This window comes from Castellaniella sp., from assembly GCF_049650445.1.
Lineage (GTDB): Bacteria > Pseudomonadota > Gammaproteobacteria > Burkholderiales > Burkholderiaceae_B > Castellaniella.
Window position 1 is genome coordinate 41109 of sequence record NZ_JBASAD010000036.1, and the last position, 21034, is coordinate 62142.

Sequence of the window (21034 nt, forward strand, 5' to 3'; positions counted from 1 at the left end):
GATAGCCCGCCGTTCAGCTTCCGGACGGTTTCTTGCGCGACGTATCGATGCCGAGCTGTTTCAGCTTGCGGTACAGGTGGGTGCGTTCCAGGCCGGTGCGCTCGGACACCCGCGTCATGCTGTGATTTTCGTGCAGCAGGTGGTATTCGAAATAGATCCGTTCGAATTCGTCACGGGCCTCGCGCAGGGGCTGGTTCAGTGAGATCCGCCCCAGGTGCGAATCGTCGTGGACGGGGGCGGCAGCGGGCACCACGCCTGCGGGCTGTACGGCGGCGGGGCCGCCTGCCAGTGCAGGCGGCTGGGTGAAGATCGGATCGGCAGACGCCACCGGGCGTTCGGTGCGGCTGCGCATCGAGGCCGGGATCACCGGGCGTGCCAGGCCGGCGGCGACGGTCTTCAGCAGCTTTTGCAGCGTGATGGGTTTTTCCAGGAAATCGACGGCACCGATGCGGGTGGCCTCGACGGCGGTGTCCACGGTGGCGTGGCCGCTCATCATGATGACGGGCATGTTCAGCAGCCCCTGGCTGGACCATTCCTTGAGCAGGCTGACGCCGTCGATGTCGGGCATCCAGATGTCCAGCAGTACCAGATCGGGACGTTGGCGGAGACGGGATTCACGGGCCTGCGCCGCATTTTCCGCGAGTTCGACCGTGTGGCCTTCGTCGTAGAGAATTTCGGACAACAGTTCGCGGATGCCGATTTCGTCATCCACCACCAGAATTCTGGCCATATCACCTCACCTTGTGTTCTGCGTATTATCGTGTGCTTGCCGGGGCGCGTCCAGCCGGGTTGGCGCTTCCGCCAGTCTGGAAAACAGGATGGAGATGCGTGCGCCGCCTTCGGTCCGGTTGGAAATGTCCACCTGGGCGGCATGTTCCTCGACGATTTTCTTGACGATGGCCAGCCCCAGTCCGGTTCCGGTGGTCTTGGTCGTCACGTAGGGCTCGAAGACGCGATGCAGGACCTCGGGCGCGAAACCCGGGCCGTTGTCCGAGACGGTCAGCCGGACATGGGCGTGTCCGGGGTCGTCCTCCGGACGGATCAGGCGGGTCTGCACGCGGACCTCGGCCGTGCCGGGCGCGGCGTGCTGGCAGGCGGCGTCGCGGGCGTTGGCCAGCAGATTATGGATCACCTGGCGCAACTGGGCCGGATCTCCCTCGATCAGCGGCAGGTCGGTCGCCAGCAGGGCGTCGAAGCGGGCTGCACCCGCCGCAGCCGGCGCGGACTCGGCGGGGTCCCAGCCGTACAGGATCAGGACCTCGGTCAGCAGGGCGTTCAGGTCGATGTCCTGCATCTGTGCCGGCGGCGTGCGGGCGTATTCACGGAAATCGTCCACCATGCGCTTCAGGGACGCGACTTGATTGACGATGGTCTGGGTGGACCGTTGCAGCATGGCGGCATCGTCCGGTGCCAGCCGGTCGGCCAGCTTCATGGCCAGCCGCTCGGCCGACAACTGGATGGGGGTGAGCGGGTTCTTGATCTCGTGGGCCAGACGCCGGGCGACCTCGCCCCAGGCGACCGTGCGGTTGGCGGAGATCACCTCGCTGATGTCGTCGAACACCACCAGATAGCCGTCTTCGTGACCGTCCATGAGCAGCCGGGTGCCCCGGGCCAGCAGGGTGATGACGTGTTTCTTGCGCTCGTTGTCCGATGCTTCCTGGAGCTCGATTTCGAACTGCTGCTGCCAGTAGGGCCGTGTGGATTCGACCGCGTCGTGGGCAGAGAAAGCCTGCCGGATCAGATGGGCGAGCGGCGGGGCGCCATCGGCGGTTTCCAGCGGACGGCCCTGGACGGTGCGCAGGTCGACGTGCAGGATGGTCTGGGCGCCCTGGTTGAACAGCGTCAGCCGGAAGGCGTGGTCGAACACCAGCACCCCCGAGGACAGGTTGCTGAGCACCGACTCCAGGTACAGATTGCTTTGCTCCAGTTGGCGCCGGTGGCGATCGACCATCCGGCGGGCTTCGTCGAGCTGGCGCGTCATGGCGTTGAAGGACCGCGTCAACTGGCCGACCTCGTCGCGCGCAGGCGGTTCGGGCAGGGGCCGGTAGTCGCCGACCCCGACGGCCTGGGTGCCCGAGGCCAGGCTCAGCAGGGGCCGCACCAGGCGCCGCGAGACGGCCAGTGCCACGACCACGGCGGCGAAGACGGCCAGGATCAGGGCCAGGGTCAGGGTGATGCCGTAGAGCTTGCGTAGCCCCAGGCGCGACAGGGCTAGTTCCTGATAGTCGCGGAACCCCTGCTGGACCTGGCTGGCGTTGTGGGCGATGCGTTCGGGCACGGTCTGGATCACCTGCAGCCAGCGCGAATCGCCGCCCAGGCTCATGGGGTTGCCCAGCCGGTCCGAGGTGGCCGAACTCAGCGGGATGATGACGCGCAGGTGCAGGCCGTCGCTGGTCGGGCCGTCGCCGGAGGTGGCGTCGGCCTCGGCTGCGGCGTAACCCTGGGCGACCCGCAACTGGTTCATGACGCTGCTGGGGGGCAGGTCCGGCAGCAACTGCCCGAAGGCGGACGAGGAAAACGCGACCAGGCGGCCGTTGCCGGTGAAGACCATGGCTTCGTCGATTTCGTTGGTCGTGCGCAGCGAAGTGATCAGCAGGGCGGTTTCGGCGTCGCTGGCGGTGTTCAATCGCAGGGCCATGTTGCGCGCCCGGCCGCCGAGTTCGGTGAGTTGGGCGTCCAGAGCGGCGCGTCCCAGGTTCAGGCCCGCCTCCAGGGCGGTGTCCACGCGCACGTTGAACCAGGACTCGATCGAACGCGACATGAACTGCACCGACAGTACGTAGATCAGCACGCCGGGCAGGATGCCGATCAGGGTGAAGTACAGCGTGAAGCGGGCGGTCAGCCGGGCGCCGAACTGGCGCCGCCGGATCTGGCGCACCAGCCGGATCGAGAGCATGGCAACCCAGGACATCAGGGCGATCGCCAGCACGCCGTTGAGCAGCAGCAGCATGTCGTACTGCTGCGCGTAGCGTGAAGCGTTGCCGGTGGACCAGACCAGCAGGCCCAGCAGCGCGATTGCGCTGGCGGCGGCGACCCCCAGCGCGGAGCGCAGCGCCCAGCGGATCAGCCGCGGGGCGTGGCGGCGGAAATTGAAAAGGTGAATGCTTTCCATGGAGTCGTCAAGGTCCAGGCTGCGCTGTTGAGCGCATCGACCTGGAAGGGGCGGGCCAGGCGGGACGTGTCCAGCCGCAGCCGCAGCCGTCCCTGGTAGGTCAGGTCCGGCGTGAATTGATCGGCGTTGCCCAGAGGCCAGTCGCGGATGTGGCGCACCAAATTCAGGGCCTCGTCCAGGGATGTGGCCGGCAGGGACAGGTCGCCGGTGCCGACCCGCCATTGGCGCGTCAGCGCGTTGTACTGGATGCGCCAGGTCTGGCTGAGCGACAGGATCGTCTCGTTGAACCACCACCAGCGCGGGTGTTCGATGTTCAGGTCCGCCGTGAAGTACAGCGGAACGCCTTTGCGGGCGGCATCGTGCAGTTCTTCGCTGAGCGTGAAGTCGACGTCCGCGTTCAGCAGGAGTTGCCCCTGGCGCAGCACCGGCTCGATGCGCACGACCTGGCCGTCATCGGCCCGGGCGGCCGGAGACGCCAGGAACAGGAGGCTGAAGACCAGGAGGATCAGGAGGCGTGGCATGCGCTGGCGGCGGTGGAGCGGAAGGTCACGGACAGTCGCAGTATTGTTGAGCCTGCGCCAAAGTGCAAGCTGTGTGCTCCGGGCTTACGCTGGTTTGCGCAGCAGCGCATAGTAGAAACCGTCGCCGTCGTCGGGCCCGCCGGGCAGGATGTGGCCGGGGGCCGGCAGCCGCTGCGCCTCGGGGTGCCGATCCATGAATGCCCGGACCTGCGACTCGCCTTCCTGGGGGAAGATCGAGCAGGTGGCGTACAGCAAGTGGCCGCCAGGGGTCAGCAGCGGCCACAGTGCGTCGGCGATGCGGGCTTGCAAGGCTGCCGTGCGCGCCAGATCGTCTGCGCGGCGCAGCCAGCGGATGTCCGGATGGCGGCGCACTACGCCCGACGCGGTGCAGGGCACATCGGCCAGGATGGCGTCGTAAGGCTGACCATCCCACCAGTCGGCGGGTCGGGCCGCGTCGGCGCAGCGCAGGGACACGTCGGCGGATTCCAGGCCCAGCCGCCGCAGATTGTCGCCCACGCGCTCCAGGCGTTGGGCATCGCTGTCCAGGGCCGTCAGGCGCAGCCTGTGGTGTTCCAGCAGATGGGCCGTCTTGCCGCCGGGTGCCGCGCAGGCGTCCAGCACCCGCATGTCGTCTTGCAGCGGCAGCAACCGGGCGGCCCGCTGGGCCGATGGGTCCTGTACCGACCACCAGCCCTCGGCGTAGCCGGGGATGTCGCGCACCGGTCGGGGCGCGTCCAGGATCAGTCCGTCTTCGCCCACGGGGCGGGCGTCCAGGCCGGCTTCTCCCAGGCGTGCCCGCAGCGCGTCCCGGCCGATGCGCCGGACATTGGCGCGCAGGGCCATGGGCGGCGGCTGGTCGGCAGACGCCAGGATCGTCTGCCAGTCGTCCGGCCAGGCCTCGCGCACGGTGGCGATCCACCAGTCGGGATGGTTCCAGGCAGCTTCGGGCTGCTTGGCCAGCGCGGTGTGCAGCGCCGCGCGCTCGCGGCCGTAGCGGCGCAGCACGGCATTGATCAGGCCCTTGGCCGGCCGGGCACGGCGGTCGGCTGCTGCTGCCTCGACCAGTTGATGGACCAGCGTGTGTTCGTGGTAGATCGGCGTGCCGGGCGGCTGTTCAGCGCCTTCGGCCTGACGCAGGCTGGCTTCCAGCAGGCTCAGGCCCAGCAGGATCAGGGCCTCGACCAGGCGTTCCGGCGGGCGGCGTGGCACCAGCCGTTCGCATGCGGCGCGGGCATGGCCCAGCCGGCGCATGGCGTGGAAGGACAGGGCCTGGGCGGCAGGGCGCAGCGTGGCGGGGGTTGCTTCCAGCGCCTCCGACAGGGACTGGCCGCCCAGCACCGCCCGGATGGCGCGGGCGGCAGCTAGCAACTGGTCGGACAGGGCAGTGGAGTGTGGCGATTCCGGCACGAACAAGATCCAGAATGAAGGATTGGGAGGTGGATTTCGGGGACTTTAGCACCGATTGGCTAAAATCAAGGGTTACGGAACCTCTGAACAAGTCCTCGCGCCGTGTCCGGACTCATCCTCGCCATCGCTACGGCTATGGCTGCGGTTCGCGCCTTGCATCCCATCCCGACCCATAGCGCCCGCTTTCCGCTCGACTTATTCAGAGGTTTCTTCCCTGTCGCATTCCTCCGAGTATTCCCATGAGCCAATCCCCCCGTGTCGGTTTCGTCAGTCTTGGTTGCCCCAAGGCCCTGGTCGATTCCGAGCGTATCCTGACCCAGTTGCGCACCGACGGCTACACCATCAGCCCCGACTACGAGGGCGCCGACGTCGTCGTGGTGAACACCTGTGGCTTCATCGACAGCGCCAAGGCCGAGTCCCTGGACGCCATCGGCGAGGCCATCACGGAAAACGGCAAGGTCATCGTCACCGGCTGCCTGGGCGTCGAAGCCGACATGATCCGCGACGTGCATCCGGCGGTGCTGGCCGTCACCGGCCCGCAGCAGTACGAGCAGGTGGTGCGCGCCGTGCACGAGGCTGCGCCGCACGAACGCTCGCACGATCCCTACGTGGATCTGGTGCCGCCCCAGGGCATCCGCCTGACGCCGCGCCACTATGCTTATCTGAAGATTTCCGAAGGCTGCAACCATAACTGCAGTTTCTGCATCATCCCGTCCATGCGCGGGCGGCTGGTCAGTCGTCCGATCGGCGACGTGCTGGGCGAGGCCCGCCGCCTGGTCGATGCGGGGGTGAAGGAACTGCTGGTGATCTCCCAGGACACCAGCGCCTACGGGGTGGACGTCAAATATCGCACCGGTTTCTGGGATGGCCGTCCAGTCAAGACGCAACTGACCGCGCTGGCGAATGCGCTGGGTGAATTTGGCGTCTGGGTGCGTATGCACTACGTGTACCCCTATCCCCACGTGGATGAGCTGATCCCCCTGATGGCCGAAGGTCGCATCCTGCCGTATCTGGACATCCCCTTCCAGCACGCCAGCCCGCGCATCCTGAAAGCCATGAAGCGCCCCGCCTTCGAGGACCGCACCCTGGCCCGCATCCGCCAATGGCGCGAGGCCTGTCCGGACCTGACGCTGCGCTCCACCTTCATCGTCGGCTTCCCCGGCGAAACGGAGGAAGACTTCCAGTACCTGCTGGACTGGATGACGGAAGCCCAGCTCGACCGTGTCGGCTGTTTCCAGTATTCCCCGGTCGAAGGCGCGCGCGCCAACGAACTGGCCGACCCTGTGCCCGACGAGGTCAAGGCCGAGCGCTGGGAACGTTTCATGGCGCATCAGCAGGCGATTTCCACGCAGCGCCTGGCGGCCAAGGTCGGCCGCACCTTGACGGTGCTGGTGGATGAGGTCGATGCCGAAGGCGGCGCCACTGCGCGCTCCATGGCCGACGCCCCCGAAATCGACGGCAGCGTGCTGCTGCGCGATGCCGCCGGCCATGCCTCGGGCGACCTGATCCAGGTCCGCATCGAGGACGCGGATGAGTACGATCTGTACGGCGTGCCGGTCTGAGCCAGGTCTGGCCTGACGGCCGATGGGGGCGGGGCTAGTCCTCGCCCTCCGGTTTGCGCGGCACCACGCGCGGGGGCGGCTTGCCTGCTTCCAGAGGCTGGGCGCGCTTGAACGTGGTCACGGGCAGGTCGCCGAACACGCCGCGCCGCGCGGGGACGCGCCAGGCGTGGCCGTAGGCGACTTCCAGGCTGAGATGAATCGTGCCGTCGACGTGGCGGCGGCGTTCCAGTGCATGGATCAGGCGTTCGCGCCAGGCTCGGCCTGGCAGGCCCCGCCGGCGTTCGGGGTGAGGGTTGCCGCCCAGGACGTGCACGTCTTCCAGCAGTTTGTCGGCCGTCTTGTAGGTCAGGGTGATGGTTTCCTGATCCATGACGGGATCGGCGAAGCCGACCTGCAGCATCAGATCACCGAAATCGTGCATGTCCACGAATTCCATGGGGCGCGTATCCGGATCGGCCTCGGCCAGGGCCTCGCGCAGCTCGCGGAAGGTGCCGGGCCCCAGGCTGGAATACATCGCCAGGGCGTCGTTGCGCAGGATGCGGCGCCATTCCTGCAGCACCAGATGGGGTTCCGGGTGCCAGTGCAGCGCCAGATTCGACCAGACCAGATCCAGGCTTTCGTCCGGCAGGCCGGTTTCGGCCAGGTCCGCCTGCCGGAAATCGACGGCCGGCGTGGGCTTGTTGCGTAGCCGATGCCAGAAGCCGGGTTTGGCCGCGTAGCGTTCGCGCGCCGTGTCCAGCAGCGCGCCACAGGCGTCCAGGCCGGTGTAATGCTGGTCGGGGTAGCGGGCGCGCAGCGGGTCCAGCGCGTGGGCGGCACCGCAGCCCGCATCCAGAATGTCGCGCGGGGCGATGCGGATGTAGCTCAGGCGGCGCAGCATGCGCTGGGCGATTTCACCGTACAGGAATTGTGGGGCGTCCAGGGGCGCGCGCCGGGCAAACTGGCGCGCCACGGCCTGGGAGTCGATGGGCAGACGGGGAAGCTGTGGCATAAACGATCAAGACCGGCTCCGGAGCGGCCCGAAGCGTGCTGTGATGGAGGTTTCCTGCGGAGGGACATGCCATTATGCTGCATCTGCCGATGGACCGCTGGCGTGACTGGATTCCGTCTGATTGCCCGGGCTGCGGCCGGCGCGTGGGCTGCCAGGGCTTGTGCCCCGATTGCCTGACGTGCCTGCGGCCGGACGCGGCGCGGCCGCGCTGCCGGCGTTGCGCGCATCCGCTGAACGATGCCGGCCATTGTCCGGACTGCGGTCCCGGGACGCCTGCCTACGATCGCGTGGTGGCCGCGTTCGACTATGCCGGCTTGGGCAGGGACCTGGTCCGGAATTACAAGATCCGCTGCCGCCTGTCCCTGGCGCGCTTGCTGGCGGACTTGCTGGCGCAGTCGGTGCGCGCCGCCGGGTCGGTGGATGGGCCGGACTGGATCGTCCCGGTACCGGCCCGGCGCGCGGCGCTGCATCAGCGTGGTTTCAGCCCGCCCGCCGAGGTGGCCCGTCTGCTGGCCCGGCAGTTGGGGCTGCGCCATCGCCTGGACGGGGTGCGGCGGCTGCGTGAAGGCGATCGGCAGGTCGGACGGGACCGCGTGCGGCGATTGCAGGCGCAGACGGGCGCTTTTGCGTGCGGTGTCGCGGGCAGTTTGGCCGGTCAGCGGATCGCGGTGGTGGACGACGTGCTGACCACAGGCGCCACGCTGCAGGCGGTGGCGCGGGTATTGAAAGAGGCCGGCGCCGCGCGGGTCGAAGGCTGGGTGCTGGCCCGCGCCGTGGATCACCGTGCCTGCGATTCGTCCGGCGGCCGGGTCTTACAATAGGGCCCGCCGACCGGCCTTTCTGATCCCGCTCCATGTTCCACATCGTCCTCGTCGAACCCGAAATCCCCCCCAATACGGGTAATGTGATCCGCCTGGCGGCCAATACCGGCGCCTTTCTGCACCTGGTGCGGCCGCTGGGCTTCACCCTGGATGACGCACGCATGCGGCGTGCGGGGCTGGATTACCACGAGTGGGCGCGCATGCGGGTGCATGACGGATTGGGCGAGGCGCTGGCGGCGATCGGCGGGGATGCGTCGCGGCGCTTTGCCCTGACCACACGCGGCTCGTCGTTGATCGGCGGACAGGCGTTCCAGCCGGGAGACGTGTTCGTGTTCGGTCGGGAAACGGCCGGCCTGTCGGCCGAGCAGTTGGCCTGCTTTCCCGCGGCGCAACGCATCCGCCTGCCGATGCGGCCGGAACAGCGCAGCCTGAACCTGTCCAACGCCGTGGCGGTCACGGTTTTCGAGGCCTGGCGGCAGACCGGCTACGTGGGCGGGATTTAGTTACTCGTCGCGCGGATCGCGCGCCAGCAACGCAGCGACGGCCTGAGGCGGAGCCACACCGTCGAACAGCACGCCGCAGACGGCGTCGGTGATGGGCAGGTCCAGTCCGTGTCGTTGGCCCAGGACCAGGGCTGCGCGTGCGCAGCGCACCCCTTCGGCGGTCATGCCGCCTGCCAGGATGTCGTCCAATGTGCGGCCCTGGCCGATGGCGATGCCGACCTGGCGGTTGCGGGACAGTTCGCCGGTGGCAGTCAGGACCAGATCACCCAGCCCCGTCAGGCCGGTGAACGTGTCCGCCTGGCCGCCCAGGGCGACGCCCAGGCGCTGGATTTCCGCCAGGCCGCGCGTGATCAGGGCGGCGCGGGCATTGGTGCCCAGCCGCAGACCGTCGCTGATGCCGCAGGCGATGGCCATGACGTTTTTCAGTGCGCCGCCGACTTCCACCCCCATGACGTCGCGGGTGCCGTAGATGCGCGCCCGGGTGCCGTGGAAGGCTGCCTGGGCGGCGCGGCCGGTGCCCGGGTCGCGGCCGGCGACCGTCAGGGCGACCGGCAGGCCTTGGGCCACTTCGCGGGCGAAGGAGGGGCCGGACAGCACGCCCGTGTGCACCCCGGCGATGCCGGTCAGCGCCCGGGCGACGATCTGGTGCGGCCATTCGTAGGTGTCGGGACTGATGCCCTTGCACGTCCACAGGAGGTGGACCGGCGGGGTGTCAGGGGTGCGGGCCGGCAGCGCGGCCGCAATGCGTTGGCAGACCTCGGCCAGGCCCGCCATGGGCACGCCCAGCACGATCAGCCGTTCGGTCGGATCGGAGCCGTCCAGCACGTGCGCCAGTGCAGCGTCGAAATCGTCCGTCGCCCGCAGGGCGGGCGGCAGGGCGATGTCGGGTAGGTGGCGCGGATTGAGGTGTTGCTGGTCAATGGCCCGCGCCTGTTCGGGATCACGGGCCCAGATCAGGGCGTCGGAGCGGGCGCTGGCCAGGGCCGCCAGGGCGGTGCCCCAACTGCCCGCCCCCAGGACGCAAAGCCGGACCGGCGCCATGGCGTGCAGGCCCCGTCGATCAGTTGCGTGCGCCGGGGGGCAGGATCAGGCCGGAGTCCTCGCCCGGAGCCGAGGCACCCGCCTGCTGCGCCAGCCGCTGCTCGTACAGTGCCTGGAAATTCATTTCGCTGAGGTGCAGCGGCGGCATCGAGGTACGGGTGATGGCGTCGGCGACGTTGGCGCGCAGATAGGGATAGAGCATGGTCGGGCAGACGATGCCCAGCAGCGGATCGAGCTGTTCGGCCGGGATGTTGGCGGCCTCGAAGATGCCGGCCTGGCAGAGTTCGACCAGATACAGGACCTTGTCGCCGATGCGCGTGGTCACCGTGGCGGTCACCGAGGATTCGAACACGGTTTCCGCCAGTTGCCGGCCACCGACCTGGATGGAGACCTCGACGGTCGGGCCTTCCTGTTCGAGGAAGATTTCCGGGGCGTTGGGCATTTCCAGCGACAGATCCTTCACATAGGTGCGCTGCAGGCCGAAGCTGGGGGACTGGTCGTTCTGGGTTTGGTTTTCGTCGGACATGAGAGGTTCCGGTGAGTAGGGTGGGGAGGCGGCCGGGACTGGCCGGTGTCAGGCTTGCAGCAGGGGCAGCAGGCCGGCGGCGCGGTCCAGGGCTGAAAGGTCGTCGAAGCCGCCGATGTGGCGCTCGTCGATGTAGATCTGCGGTACGGTGCGGCGACCCGTGCGTTCCATCATGGCCGTGCGCTGCTCGGGATCGCGGTCGATGAAGATCTTGTTGATCTCGGTCACGCCGCGCTGCTTGAGCAGCATTTCGGCACGTGTGCAATAGGGGCACACAGAGGTGCAATACATGGTGATTTGAGCCATGGCGGATGGGTTCCGGTCAGGATTTTTTCAGAGGCAGGCCGCCTTCGGTCCAGGCATTCAGCCCGCCGTCGAGGCAGGATACCCGATCGAAGCCCTGCTTGCGCAACTGGGCGACGGCCTTGGTGGCGTCGCGCCCGTGGGCGTCGACCAGCACGATGGGCTTGTCCTTGGGCAGGCTGTTGATGTGCGATTCCAGCGTGTCCAGGGGGATGTTGCGGGCCTGGGGGATGGCGCCGGTCTTGAACTGATCGGCAGGACGCACGTCCACGAACTGGCCATGTTCCTGGTTGACCTGGCGGATGGCTTCGGCCAGGGCGACGCGTCCGGTCGAGCGGCCTTTGGACAGGCTGGGCCATAGCAGCAGGCCTCCGGAAGCCAGGGCGATGAGCAGAATCCAGAGGTTGTTCTGGCTGAGTAAGAAGTCCACGGCGGTTCCTGTAACGGTGTGACGGCTAGCGTTTTTGCCCGGGATTGGCCCATCGGCAAAAAATCAATGCTCGGGGATTATAAAATGGTCGGCAGTTTTGGACTTTACAGGCTTGCGGATCATGCACAAACTGGTACTCATGCGCCATGGCGAAAGCCAATGGAATCTCGAAAACCGCTTCACCGGCTGGACCGACGTGGACCTCACCGACACCGGCCGCGAACAGGCGCGCAGGGCGGGAGAACTGCTGCGCGAGCAGGGTTATGAGTTCGATCTGGCCTATGCTTCGGTCCTCAAGCGCGCGATCCGCACCTTGTGGATCGCGCTGGACGCCATGGATGCCATGCATACCCCCATCGGCCTGCACTGGCGGCTGAACGAGCGCCACTACGGGGCCTTGCAGGGCCTGAACAAGGCCGAAACAGCCGCCCGCTACGGCGAAGCCCAGGTGCTGCAATGGCGCCGCGCCTACGCAATCGCCCCCGACGCCCTGGCCGAGGACGATCCGCGCCATCCGCGCTTCGATACCCGCTACCGTCGCGTGCCGGCCGGCGAACTGCCGGCCACGGAATGCCTGCGCGACACGGTGGACCGCGTCGTCCCTTTCTGGAATGAGTCCATCGCGCCCGCCATCCGCTCCGGGCGGCGGGTGCTGGTCTCGGCCCACGGCAACAGCCTGCGCGCCCTGATCAAGCATCTGGACGGCATTTCGGACGAGGACATCATCGCCCTGAACATCCCGACCGGTCAGCCGCTGGTGTACGAGCTGGACGACGATCTGCGTCCCCTGCGCCACTATTACCTGGGCGACGAGGAACAGATCCGCGCCGCCATGCAGGCGGTCGCCAACCAGGGCAAGGCGAAGGCGGTCTGACGATTCGACCAGTTCCGGGCCTGAACATGGACTTCATTGGCGGGGCGTGCATGCGCCCGGGTGCGCGCGCTCGCCGCGCGCTCGATCGCGGGTGGCTGTGGCGGGCGCTGGGCCTGCTGGGCCTTGCCATGGCCCTGGCCTGCCAGACGGCCGGAGCACAATCCAGCCCCGAAACCCGTCAGGCGCGCGCGCGCGAAGACCAGACTGCCCTGCGCGAGCAGATCGATGCGCTGCAAAAGCGCATCGAGTCCTCGGAGTCCTCGCGCGAGGATGCCAGCCGTGCGCTGCAGGCCTCCGAACAGGCGATTTCCGACATCAGCCGCGAACTGGCCGAACTGGACCGGCGCCAGGTCGCGTTGCAGGACAGTCTGCGCCGGCTGGACACCACCCGTGACCAGCAGTCCAAAGAGCTGGAGCGCCAGCAGCAGGCCCTGGCGGATCAGTTGCGCGCTCAGTACGCCAGTGGCCTGTCGCCGTGGACCGCGCTGCTCTCGGGCCGCGACCCGCAGGAAATCGGCCGCGAACTGGCCTGGCTGGCCTACGTCACCCGGTCCCGCACGCAGGCGCTCGACGACTTGCGCAAGACGCTGGACCGGCTGGCCGATCTGCGGCGGCAGACCGACGAAGGCCGTCGGGATCTCGACACGGTGCGGGACGACGTCCAGAAACGTCGCCAGGACCTGCAGGCCCAGCAGGCGCAGCGCCGCGAGGTGCTGGACAAGATCCGGTCCCGGCTGGACGATGAGCGCGGTCAGGCGAAACAGCTTCAGGCGCGTGATGCGCGCCTGGGCAATCTGATCAAAGATCTGGATGCCGAGATTGCCCGGGCCGAGGCCCGGCGCCAGGCGGCCCTGAAGGCCGAGGCCGAGCGCCGCGCGCGTGAACAGGCCGCCCGCGCCCAGGCTGAAAAGGTCCGGCAGGAGCAGGAACGCGCGCGCGCCGCCGAAGAGGCGCGCCAGGTGCGTGAGCAGGCCGAACGCCACGTGCGCGAGGCAGATGCGCAGGCACCGCGTGCCGAGGAGACCGCGCCGGCGCAGACCCCGGATCGGGCGCCGCCCGCAGCCGGGACGGTCCGGGAAGAATCGGCCCAGGGCGAATCCTCCGGTCAGGCAGCACCCAGGGGCGAGGCGGCCGCGCGCACCGAGCCCGAAGGCGGCTTCCCCGGTTTGAGCAAGGGCCTGCCGCGCCCTGTCCCGGGCGACGTTCAGGGCCGGTTCGGCGCGCAACGTCCGGAAGGCGGGTTGTGGCGCGGCGTCGTGCTGCGGGCGGCGGCGGGAACGCCCGTGCACGCCGTAGCCCCGGGCCGTGTGGTGTTCGCCCATTGGCTCAGCGGTTTTGGCAACCTGCTGATCATCGATCACGGCAAGCAGTATCTCAGCATCTACGCTTACAACCAGACCCTGATGCGCCAGGTCGGCGACGTGGTGGCACGCGGTGACGAGATCGCCCGGGTCGGCGCCACGGGCGGCCAGGTCGAACCCGGCCTGTACTTCGAATTGCGGCACCAGGGGGCGCCCATCAATCCGGAAATGTGGTTGAAATAGGGCTGTCCCGTGCGGACTTAACTTTCTGTACTATGTATCCTTCGCCCTCCGAGGCGCCTTTGGGCACCGCGATGGCGGTCCAATCATCGCTTAGGAACGTGCATGAGCACTCGAAACAAACGCTCGTTGATCTGGGTTCTGGCAGGTTTTCTGGGAGGCATCCTGGTCAGCCTCGGCATCTCGGCGGCTGCCCAGAAGGGCGAGCCCCTGCCGCTCAAGGCCTTGCAGCAGTTCGCCAACGTCTATGGCGCGATCAAATCCAGCTACGTCGAGCCGGTGCCCGACCAGACCCTGATCGACGATGCGATCAAGGGCCTGTTCGCCGACCTGGATCCGCACTCTGTGTATCTGGACGAGGAAGCCTACAAGCAGATGCAGGACATCACCCGGGGCGGCTTTGGCGGCCTGGGGATCGAGATCGGCACCCAGGACGGCATGCCCAAGGTCATCGCGCCGATCGAGGACACCCCGGCGGCGCGCGCCGGCATTCTGACGGGTGACCTGATCACCCACATCAACGGCGAGCCCACCAAGGGCGTCAGCCTGAACGACGCCGTGAAGAAGATGCGCGGCGAACCCGGCACCCCGATCGACCTGACGATCCAGCGCGCCGGCAGCCCCAAGCCCCTGAAATTCCACATCGTGCGGGAAATGATCAAGACCCGCAGCGTGCGCGGCAAGATGCTCGACAACGACATTGCCTACATACGCATCAGCCAGTTCCAGGACCGCACCACGTCCGACATGGTGCGGATGCTGGCTTCCCTGTCGAAAAAGCAGGCGCCCAAGGGGCTGGTGCTGGACCTGCGCAACGATCCGGGCGGTTTGCTGGACGGTGCCATCGGCGTGACTTCCGCCTTCATCGAGCCCGGCAAGCTGGTGGTGTCCACCAAGGGTCGCATTCCGTCCTCGAACGAAGAGTTCTATGCCCGTCCCCTGAATGGCAGCCATGGCGTCGAGGACGGCGGGCAGTTGCCCGCCTGGACGCACACGGTGCCCATGGTGGTGCTGGTCAATGTCGGCTCGGCTTCGGCTTCGGAAATCGTGGCCGGCGCCCTGCAGGACTACAAGCGCGCCCGCATCATCGGCAATCGCACCTTCGGCAAGGGCTCGGTGCAGTCCGTTCTGCAACTGGGCAAGGACACGGGCATCAAGCTCACCACGGCGCGCTATTACACCCCCAGCGGTCGTTCGATCCAGAATACCGGCGTGGCCCCCGATGACGTCGTGGACGACAGTGCCGCCGGCAACCTGTTCCGCATGCAGCGCGAGGTCGATCTGCAGCACCACCTGGAAAACCAGGCCGGCGCGGCGGGTGCGGACGACGCGGATGATGGCGATTTCGTCCAGGGCGAGATCAAGATGTTCGAATTCGGCGGCGCCGACGACTGGCAGTTGCGGCAGGCCATCAACGTCCTGCAGGGCCGCCCGGTCCAGAAGTCCGACCCCGCCCAGGTGAAGCAGGCGCGTGCCCAGGCTCAGGCCGAGGACGCAGCGGCCAAACCGGCGAACAATGCGGCCGGCAAACCCGCCGATGCGGAAAAAAAAACCCTGAATAATGCCGGCGACGGGGTTGAACGCTATCGTGTCACCCCGGAAGGTCTGATCCGGATTCCGTGATGGAGCGCGCATCCGTCCTGGACGATGCGCGGCTGACGCGCTATGCCCGGCACATCCTGCTCGATGAACTGGGCATCGAGGGACAGGAACGTCTGCTGGCGTCGCGGGTGCTCATCGTCGGTGCCGGCGGCCTGGGGTCTCCGGCGGCCTTGTATCTGGCCGCTGCGGGCGTGGGCCGGATGACGCTGGTGGACGACGATCTCGTCGAACTCAGCAATCTGCAGCGCCAGATCCTGCATGACATGGCCGGCCTGGGACGCCCCAAGGCCGAATCGGGCCGGGATGCCTTGCAGGCCCTGAATCCGGACGTGCAGGTGCGGGCGCTGGTCGAGCGGCTGGACGAAGCCCGGCTGCGCGCATTGGCGCTGGACGCCGACGTGGTGCTGGATTGCTGCGACAATTTCGCCACCCGGCATGCCATCAATCGCGCCTGTGTGGCGGCTCGCAAGCCCCTGGTGTCGGGGGCGGCGATCAAGTTCTCAGGCCAGATCAGCGTCTATGATCTGCGTGACGACGAGGCGCCCTGTTATCACTGTCTGTTTCCCGAGGCCGATGACGTCGAGGAATTGCGTTGCGCCACCACCGGGGTCCTGGGGCCTCTGGTCGGGATGGTGGGCAGCGTCCAGGCGGCCGAGGCCATCAAGGTGATCACCGGCATGGGCGAGCCGCTGGTCGGGCGGCTGCTGTCGGTCGATGCCCTGCGGATGCAGTGGCACACGATCCGCTTCAGGCGCGATCCCGACTGCCCGGTATGCGCCCGGCGCGAGCCTGCGTCAGCAGCGCCCCCAGGCGGTTGATCCGCGTATCCACGTATAGATCGCGGCCGTTGCGCTGGCGGGAAAACGGCGTGCCGGGGTGGTACAGCCACACGGTGCGCATGCCGACCTGACGGGCGGATTTCAGATTGCGTTCGGTGTCTTCGACCAGAATGATGCGGTGGGCGGGTACGCCCAGCCGGGCGACCACCATGCGCATCAGGCCCAGCGACGGCTTGGGTCGCGCCAGCCCCATGGGCATCATGTGGTCGATGGCCCACAGGCCATCGAATTCGTGCAGAATCCCCAGCGCGTCCAGCACGCGGCGGGCGTAGTGGGCCGGGGCATTGGTCAGCACGATGCGCGTGCCCGGCAGATCGCGCAGGCGGGCGGCCAGGCCGGTTTCCGAATGGACCAGCGGGGCGACGTCGAAATCGTGGCAGGTTGCCAGAAACTGGTGCAGGTTCACGCCGTGGTGGCGCGCCAGGCCGATGGCGGTGGCGCCGTAGCGTTTCCAGTAGCGCAGGCGCAGGGCGTTGGCCTGGTCGGGGGGCAGGTCCAGGGCCTGGGCGACGGCTGCGCCCATGCGCCGGTCGATGGCGCCGAAGATGCCGCGCGAAGCATCGTGCAGGGTGTTGTCCAGGTCGAACAGCCAGACGGGATCGTCGGGGCCGATGGCCCGCCGGCGCCGCAGGGGGCTGGGCGCCTTCATGGAGCCCCCTGGGGACGGTCCGGCGCTCGCGGCGGTGTCAATGCGAACTGATCATGGTGCCCACGCCGCGATCCGTCAGGATTTCGAGCAGCAGGCAGTGCGGCACGCGGCCGTCGATGACGTGGACCGAGTTCACGCCGTAGCGGGCGGCGTCCAGCGCCGAGGAGATCTTCGGCAGCATGCCGCCCGACAGGGTGCCGTCCTGGAACAGCGCATCGATGGTCTGGGCCGACAGGCTGCGCAGCAACTGGCCGTCCTTGTCCAGTACCCCGGGGGTGTTGGTCAGCATGACGAGTTTTTCCGCACCCAGAACCTCGGCCATCTTGCCGGCGACGACGTCGGCGTTGATGTTGTAGGCCTGGCCGTCCTCGCCGTAGCCGATGGACGAGATGATGGGGATGAACTGATCGTCCTGCAGGGCCTTGACCACGGCCGGTTCGATGCGTTCGATGTCGCCCACGAAACCGATGTCCAGGGTCTGGCCGGGATGGTCGGGGTCGGGCATGAGCTTTTTGCGCGCCTGGATCAGGCAGCCGTCCTTGCCGGTCAGGCCCACGGCCTTGCCGCCGGCCTCGTTGACCATCATGACGATGTCCTGCTGGACCTGGCCGGCCAGCACCCATTCGACGACTTCCATGGTCTCGGCGTCGGTGACGCGCATGCCCTGGATGAAGGTGCCTTCCTTGCCGATGCGCTTGAGCGCGCTGTTGATCTGCGGGCCGCCGCCGTGCACCACCACCGGATTCAGGCCGACGAGCTTCAGCAGCACCACGTCGTGGGCGAAGCTGCGTTGCAGGCTTTCGTCGGTCATGGCGTTGCCGCCGTACTTGATGACGACGGTCTTGCCATGGAAGCGGCGAATGTAGGGCAGAGCCTCGGAGAGGACTTCGGCCTTGAGGGCGGCCGATGTCTGGGAGGGGATGTCCTGGGAGGTATTCGTCATGTCAGGAAGCCAGTGCCTGTTCGACTGTGGCCATGAAGGCCTTTTCGTCGTAGTTGCCGAGATAGCGTTTGATGATGTGGCCCTGCTTGTCGATCAGGAAGGCCGTGGGGGTCAGGCGCACGTCGCCGAAGGCCTGGGCGATCTTGCCCTGAGCGTCGATGACCACCGGAAAGGGCAACTGGCGCGTGTCAGTGAAGTTCTTGACGTAGTTGGGCGGGTCGTACTGCATGGCCACGCCGATGGTGTCGAAGCCCCGGGATTTCAGTTCCTGGTAGTGGCGGATGGTGTCGGGCATCTGCGCCACGCAAGTGGTGCAGCTGGTGGCCCAGAACTTGACCAGGACGACCTTGCCGCGCAGGTCTTGCATGGTGACGGTTTTGCCGTTCAGGTCGGTGAAGGCGACGTCGGGTGCCGCCTGGGCGGACCCCTGGAATTGCCAGAGAGCGGCACCGCCGATCGCCACGACGGCCACCAGGGCGAGAAGAAACTTTTTCATCATTTGATGGGCATGGTCTGGACGCCGCCGTCATCGCCTGCGGGCGACGACGTGGAGGCGCCGGAGGAACTGGAGTCATCGGTGACGGGCGCGGCGGTCCCTTGCTGGCCGGGTTCGACGAGCAGGGTCTCGCGCGCCACGATCGTGAATAATTTTACGACTTTATTGACCCCCGAGATGCCGGAGACGGTGGTCGCGGCGCGCTGGCCCTCGTCCGCAGTGACCTTGCCCATCAGGTAGACGATGCCGCGCTCGGTCGTGACCTTGATGGTGCGGAAGGGCACGTTTTCGGTGGCGACCAGTTGGCTCTTGACCTTGGAGGTCAGCCAGGTGTCATTGGTGCGTACGCTGAGCGGCGTGATGTCACCGACCCGGATGTAGTTGTCCACCGAACGGACCTTGGTGATGCCCCGGGCGATGGTCTCGGCCTGCTGCCGGTCGGCGTCGGTGGGGACGTCACCCACCAGCAGGAGCCGGCCCGCATAGGATGTGCCCAGGATGCGGGCCTTGTCGCCGAAGGCCTTGTTCATTTCGCTGGAGACGCGCAGTTCGATCGTCTGGTCGTCGACCTGTTCGCCGGCGGTGCGCCGGTCCGTGGCCACGGCGGCGGAGCCGGCGGCTGCGCCGCCCACGATGAACAGGCCGCAGCCCGACAGGGGAGCCAGGCAGGCCAGGCTGATCAGGAGGCGGGCGAGAGGGCGTTCGAAAACGGGCATCAGAGGGGATCTCCCAGAAGCAGGGCGTCAATGCCGTCGCACAGCGCATGCAGCAGCAGGATGTGAACTTCCTGGATGCGCATGGTGCGGTCGTGCGGGACGCAGAGGTGGATGTCGGTCTCGTAGAGCAGGGTGTTGACCTGGCCGCCGCCCTTGCCCGTCAGTGCGATGACTTGCATGTCGCGTTCGTGCGCGGCCTCGATGGCGCGTACGACATTGGGCGAATTGCCGCTGGTGGTGATGGCCACCAGAATGTCGCCCGGTTGCCCCAGGGCGGCCACCTGGCGCTCGAACACGGCATTGAAGCCGTAGTCGTTGCCGACGGCGGTCATGATCGAGGTGTCGGTGTTCAGGGCGATGCCGGCCAGGGGCAGGCGGTCGCGCTCGAAGCGGCCGACGAGTTCGGCGACGAAGTGCTGGGCGTCGGCGGCCGAGCCGCCATTGCCGCAGGCGAGGATGCGCGCGTTGCTGGTCAGCGCGCCGAACAGCAGATCGACCCCGGCCGCCAGAGCGGGGGCCAGTTCGCGGGCGCTGGCGCGAAATGCGTCGACGGCGTCGTCGAAATGTGACGTCATGCGGGAGGTCATGTCCATAGGGCCGATTATCGCATGAGAGCACCACCGCTGTTACACATGAACGTAACAGTTTGCGGACCATTTCGTGCCTGTCCGGGTGTTTTACGCCTGAAAGGCGTCGCGGATCCAGTGCGGGCCGTCCGCCTCGAAGGCCACCACGTCGAAGCGGCAGGCCGGCGCCGTGCCGCCGAAATGCCGTTGGACGAGCCGGGGCAGGAAATGGCGCGCGGCCCGGATCAACCGGGCCTGCTTGGGGCGGTTTACACTGGCGGCGGCACCGCCGAAGGCCGGATTCCGGCGCTCCCGCACCTCGATGAACAGCAGCAGGGCGCCTTCGCGGGCCACCAGATCGATTTCCCCGGCGCGGCAGCGCAGATTGGCCGCCAGGATGTGCGCGCCGTGGGTTTCCAGGTGGTGCGCCGCCCGCGCCTCGGCCGCGCGGCCTTGGCGTTGAGTCGGGGATCCGGCTGGCGGTTCGCCGGCGGTGGCGTTGGCGGACGCATCGGCAGGCACGGATGCCGGATGGGATCGACGCAGGCGCCGACGGCGGCGCGCCACGGCCCCGCGCTGGGCCTGCCGGGCGGCTTCGTAGGGATCGGCGGGCATGGCGGCACATTCAAATGAACAGGATATGAGTATGACGGACAGTGCAGACTGGGAACAGATCGGACCGACGTGGAAACGTCACGCTGAAGGGGTGGCGGGCCAGTCCTGGCCGGCGGGTGCCCTGTATGTGGTGGCCACGCCGATCGGCAATCTGGGGGATCTGAGCCTGCGCGCCTGGGAGGCCCTGCGCCGCTGCGATGCGATCGCGGCCGAGGATACCCGCACCACCCGTGCGCTGCTGGACGCCTGGGGAATCGCCACGCCGCTGCTGGCCGCCCATCGCCACAACGAGCGCGAGGCGGCCGAAGCCGTGATCCGGCGGCTGGCCCAGGGTGAGCGTATCGCGCTGGTGTCCGACGCCGGCGCGCCCGCTGTCAGCGATCCGGGCGCGCGCGTGGTGCGCGAGGTCCAGGCGGCCGGCCATCGGGTTGTGCCGCTGCCGGGTCCCAGCGCGGTCATTGCTGCGCTGATGGCCAGCGGCGCCACTCGCGATGAGGAGCCCGGCTTTGCTTTCGCCGGCTTCATGCCGTCCAAGGCCCAGGCGCGCCGCAAATGGCTGGACCGGTGGCTCGCCTGGCCGGTGCCGGTCGTGATGTTCGAGACGCCGCATCGCTTGCGGGCGGCGCTCCAGGATCTGTCGGCGGCGGCCGGGCCGGATCGGCGGTTGACCGTGGCGCGCGAACTGAGCAAGCGGTTCGAGGAGATCCGGACTCTGCCGGCGGGAGAGGCGCTGGCCTGGCTGGACGAGGACGCCCATCGGGAACAGGGCGAATTCGTGCTGGTGGTGCACGCCGACGAACGGGAGGAGGCGCCCGACGAGGATCTGTCGCCCGAACAGCGCCGGATCATGGAGGCGTTGCTGGAAGACCTGTCGGTGCGCGACGCGGCGCGGATCGGCGCCCGTGCGACCGGGCTGGCGCGCGACCGGCTGTATGCCTGGGCGCTGGCGCGATCCCCTCGATTAGGGTGAACAGGC

23 protein-coding genes are annotated in these 21034 nt (G+C 67.8%); 8 read left to right on the forward strand and 15 right to left on the reverse strand.

What is annotated here, in order from left to right:
* Positions 1-13 precede the first annotated feature (13 nt).
* The 4 genes from WA983_RS12800 to rsmB form a co-directional block, all read right to left on the reverse strand.
* Entirely contained in the window at positions 14-730 is a 717-nt protein-coding gene (locus WA983_RS12800) for a response regulator (protein ID WP_424251287.1), read from the reverse strand.
* Between the two features lie 6 nt (positions 731-736).
* Positions 737-3064, reverse strand: coding sequence for an ATP-binding protein (locus WA983_RS12805; protein ID WP_424312149.1), 2328 nt, complete (start codon positions 3062-3064; stop codon positions 737-739).
* Positions 3064-3633 (reverse strand): DUF4390 domain-containing protein, encoded by a 570-nt coding sequence (locus tag WA983_RS12810; RefSeq protein WP_424251289.1) that lies wholly within the window; start codon positions 3631-3633, stop codon positions 3064-3066. Before WA983_RS12810 ends, WA983_RS12805 begins: the two co-directional genes overlap by 1 nt.
* Positions 3634-3717: 84 nt before the next feature.
* Complete coding sequence (gene rsmB, locus WA983_RS12815; RefSeq protein WP_424312137.1) at positions 3718-5040, reverse strand: 16S rRNA (cytosine(967)-C(5))-methyltransferase RsmB; 1323 nt, start codon at positions 5038-5040, stop codon at positions 3718-3720.
* A 239-nt stretch (positions 5041-5279) separates the two neighbouring features.
* Here rsmB and rimO point away from each other — a divergent pair, with 239 nt between their 5' ends.
* Positions 5280-6602, forward strand: a complete 1323-nt coding sequence (gene rimO / locus WA983_RS12820) for a 30S ribosomal protein S12 methylthiotransferase RimO (protein WP_424250820.1) — start codon at positions 5280-5282, stop codon at positions 6600-6602.
* Positions 6603-6636: 34 nt separating this feature from the next.
* On the opposite strand, the gene WA983_RS12825 is transcribed toward rimO, so the two are convergent.
* A complete protein-coding gene (locus WA983_RS12825; protein ID WP_424250818.1) occupies positions 6637-7593 on the reverse strand; it encodes a methyltransferase domain-containing protein in 957 nt (318 codons plus the stop codon).
* A 74-nt stretch (positions 7594-7667) separates the two neighbouring features.
* On the opposite strand from WA983_RS12825, the gene WA983_RS12830 reads away from it, so the two are divergent.
* Positions 7668-8414 carry a phosphoribosyltransferase family protein gene (locus WA983_RS12830; RefSeq protein ID WP_424250816.1) on the forward strand — a complete coding sequence of 249 codons (747 nt, stop codon included), beginning with the start codon at positions 7668-7670 and terminating at the stop codon, positions 8412-8414.
* Between the two features lie 32 nt (positions 8415-8446).
* Positions 8447-8917: a tRNA (cytidine(34)-2'-O)-methyltransferase gene (locus tag WA983_RS12835; RefSeq protein WP_424250813.1), complete on the forward strand. Its 471-nt coding sequence runs from the start codon at positions 8447-8449 to the stop codon at positions 8915-8917.
* Here WA983_RS12835 and WA983_RS12840 read toward each other — a convergent pair whose 3' ends face one another.
* The 4 genes from WA983_RS12840 to WA983_RS12855 are packed head-to-tail and all read right to left on the reverse strand — an operon-like array spanning position 8918 to position 11217.
* Positions 8918-9958, reverse strand: a complete 1041-nt coding sequence (locus tag WA983_RS12840) for an NAD(P)H-dependent glycerol-3-phosphate dehydrogenase (RefSeq protein ID WP_424312138.1) — start codon at positions 9956-9958, stop codon at positions 8918-8920. It abuts the gene before it with no gap.
* Between the two features lie 19 nt (positions 9959-9977).
* Positions 9978-10484, reverse strand: a complete 507-nt coding sequence (gene secB / locus WA983_RS12845) for a protein-export chaperone SecB (protein ID WP_424251369.1) — start codon at positions 10482-10484, stop codon at positions 9978-9980.
* 48 nt (positions 10485-10532) lie between these two features.
* Positions 10533-10790 carry a glutaredoxin 3 gene (grxC, locus tag WA983_RS12850; protein ID WP_424251367.1) on the reverse strand — a complete coding sequence of 86 codons (258 nt, stop codon included), beginning with the start codon at positions 10788-10790 and terminating at the stop codon, positions 10533-10535.
* A 16-nt stretch (positions 10791-10806) separates the two neighbouring features.
* Positions 10807-11217 carry a rhodanese-like domain-containing protein gene (locus WA983_RS12855; protein WP_424251365.1) on the reverse strand — a complete coding sequence of 137 codons (411 nt, stop codon included), beginning with the start codon at positions 11215-11217 and terminating at the stop codon, positions 10807-10809.
* A 121-nt stretch (positions 11218-11338) separates the two neighbouring features.
* Between WA983_RS12855 and gpmA the strand changes: the two genes are divergently transcribed.
* The 4 genes from gpmA (at position 11339) to WA983_RS12875 (ending at position 16052) form a co-directional block, all read left to right on the forward strand.
* Positions 11339-12091, forward strand: a complete 753-nt coding sequence (gpmA, locus tag WA983_RS12860) for a 2,3-diphosphoglycerate-dependent phosphoglycerate mutase (protein ID WP_424251363.1) — start codon at positions 11339-11341, stop codon at positions 12089-12091.
* A 26-nt stretch (positions 12092-12117) separates the two neighbouring features.
* Positions 12118-13635 carry a murein hydrolase activator EnvC family protein gene (locus tag WA983_RS12865; protein WP_424312139.1) on the forward strand — a complete coding sequence of 506 codons (1518 nt, stop codon included), beginning with the start codon at positions 12118-12120 and terminating at the stop codon, positions 13633-13635.
* A gap of 102 nt (positions 13636-13737) precedes the next feature.
* Complete coding sequence (locus WA983_RS12870; protein ID WP_424250642.1) at positions 13738-15255, forward strand: S41 family peptidase; 1518 nt, start codon at positions 13738-13740, stop codon at positions 15253-15255.
* Entirely contained in the window at positions 15255-16052 is a 798-nt protein-coding gene (locus WA983_RS12875; protein WP_424250640.1) for a HesA/MoeB/ThiF family protein, read from the forward strand. Before WA983_RS12870 ends, WA983_RS12875 begins: the two co-directional genes overlap by 1 nt.
* Here WA983_RS12875 and WA983_RS12880 read toward each other — a convergent pair.
* The 6 genes from WA983_RS12880 to WA983_RS12905 all read right to left on the reverse strand — a co-directional run bounded on the left by WA983_RS12880 (position 15982) and on the right by WA983_RS12905 (position 20058).
* A complete protein-coding gene (locus tag WA983_RS12880; RefSeq protein WP_424312140.1) occupies positions 15982-16722 on the reverse strand; it encodes a pyrimidine 5'-nucleotidase in 741 nt (246 codons plus the stop codon). The genes WA983_RS12875 and WA983_RS12880 overlap by 71 nt on opposite strands.
* Positions 16723-16759: 37 nt before the next feature.
* Complete coding sequence (argB, locus tag WA983_RS12885) at positions 16760-17665, reverse strand: acetylglutamate kinase (protein ID WP_424248146.1); 906 nt, start codon at positions 17663-17665, stop codon at positions 16760-16762.
* Between the two features lies 1 nt (position 17666).
* Positions 17667-18161 (reverse strand): peroxiredoxin family protein, encoded by a 495-nt coding sequence (locus tag WA983_RS12890; protein ID WP_424248143.1) that lies wholly within the window; start codon positions 18159-18161, stop codon positions 17667-17669.
* Positions 18161-18877, reverse strand: coding sequence for a BON domain-containing protein (locus WA983_RS12895; RefSeq protein ID WP_424248141.1), 717 nt, complete (start codon positions 18875-18877; stop codon positions 18161-18163). The genes WA983_RS12890 and WA983_RS12895 overlap by 1 nt, the downstream gene beginning before the upstream one ends.
* A complete protein-coding gene (locus tag WA983_RS12900; RefSeq protein ID WP_424248139.1) occupies positions 18877-19470 on the reverse strand; it encodes a phosphoheptose isomerase in 594 nt (197 codons plus the stop codon). Before WA983_RS12900 ends, WA983_RS12895 begins: the two co-directional genes overlap by 1 nt.
* A gap of 84 nt (positions 19471-19554) precedes the next feature.
* Positions 19555-20058: a YraN family protein gene (locus tag WA983_RS12905; protein WP_424312141.1), complete on the reverse strand. Its 504-nt coding sequence runs from the start codon at positions 20056-20058 to the stop codon at positions 19555-19557.
* A 31-nt stretch (positions 20059-20089) separates the two neighbouring features.
* On the opposite strand from WA983_RS12905, the gene rsmI reads away from it, so the two are divergent.
* Complete coding sequence (rsmI, locus tag WA983_RS12910) at positions 20090-21028, forward strand: 16S rRNA (cytidine(1402)-2'-O)-methyltransferase (protein ID WP_424312142.1); 939 nt, start codon at positions 20090-20092, stop codon at positions 21026-21028.
* The last annotated feature ends 6 nt before the right edge of the window (positions 21029-21034 follow it).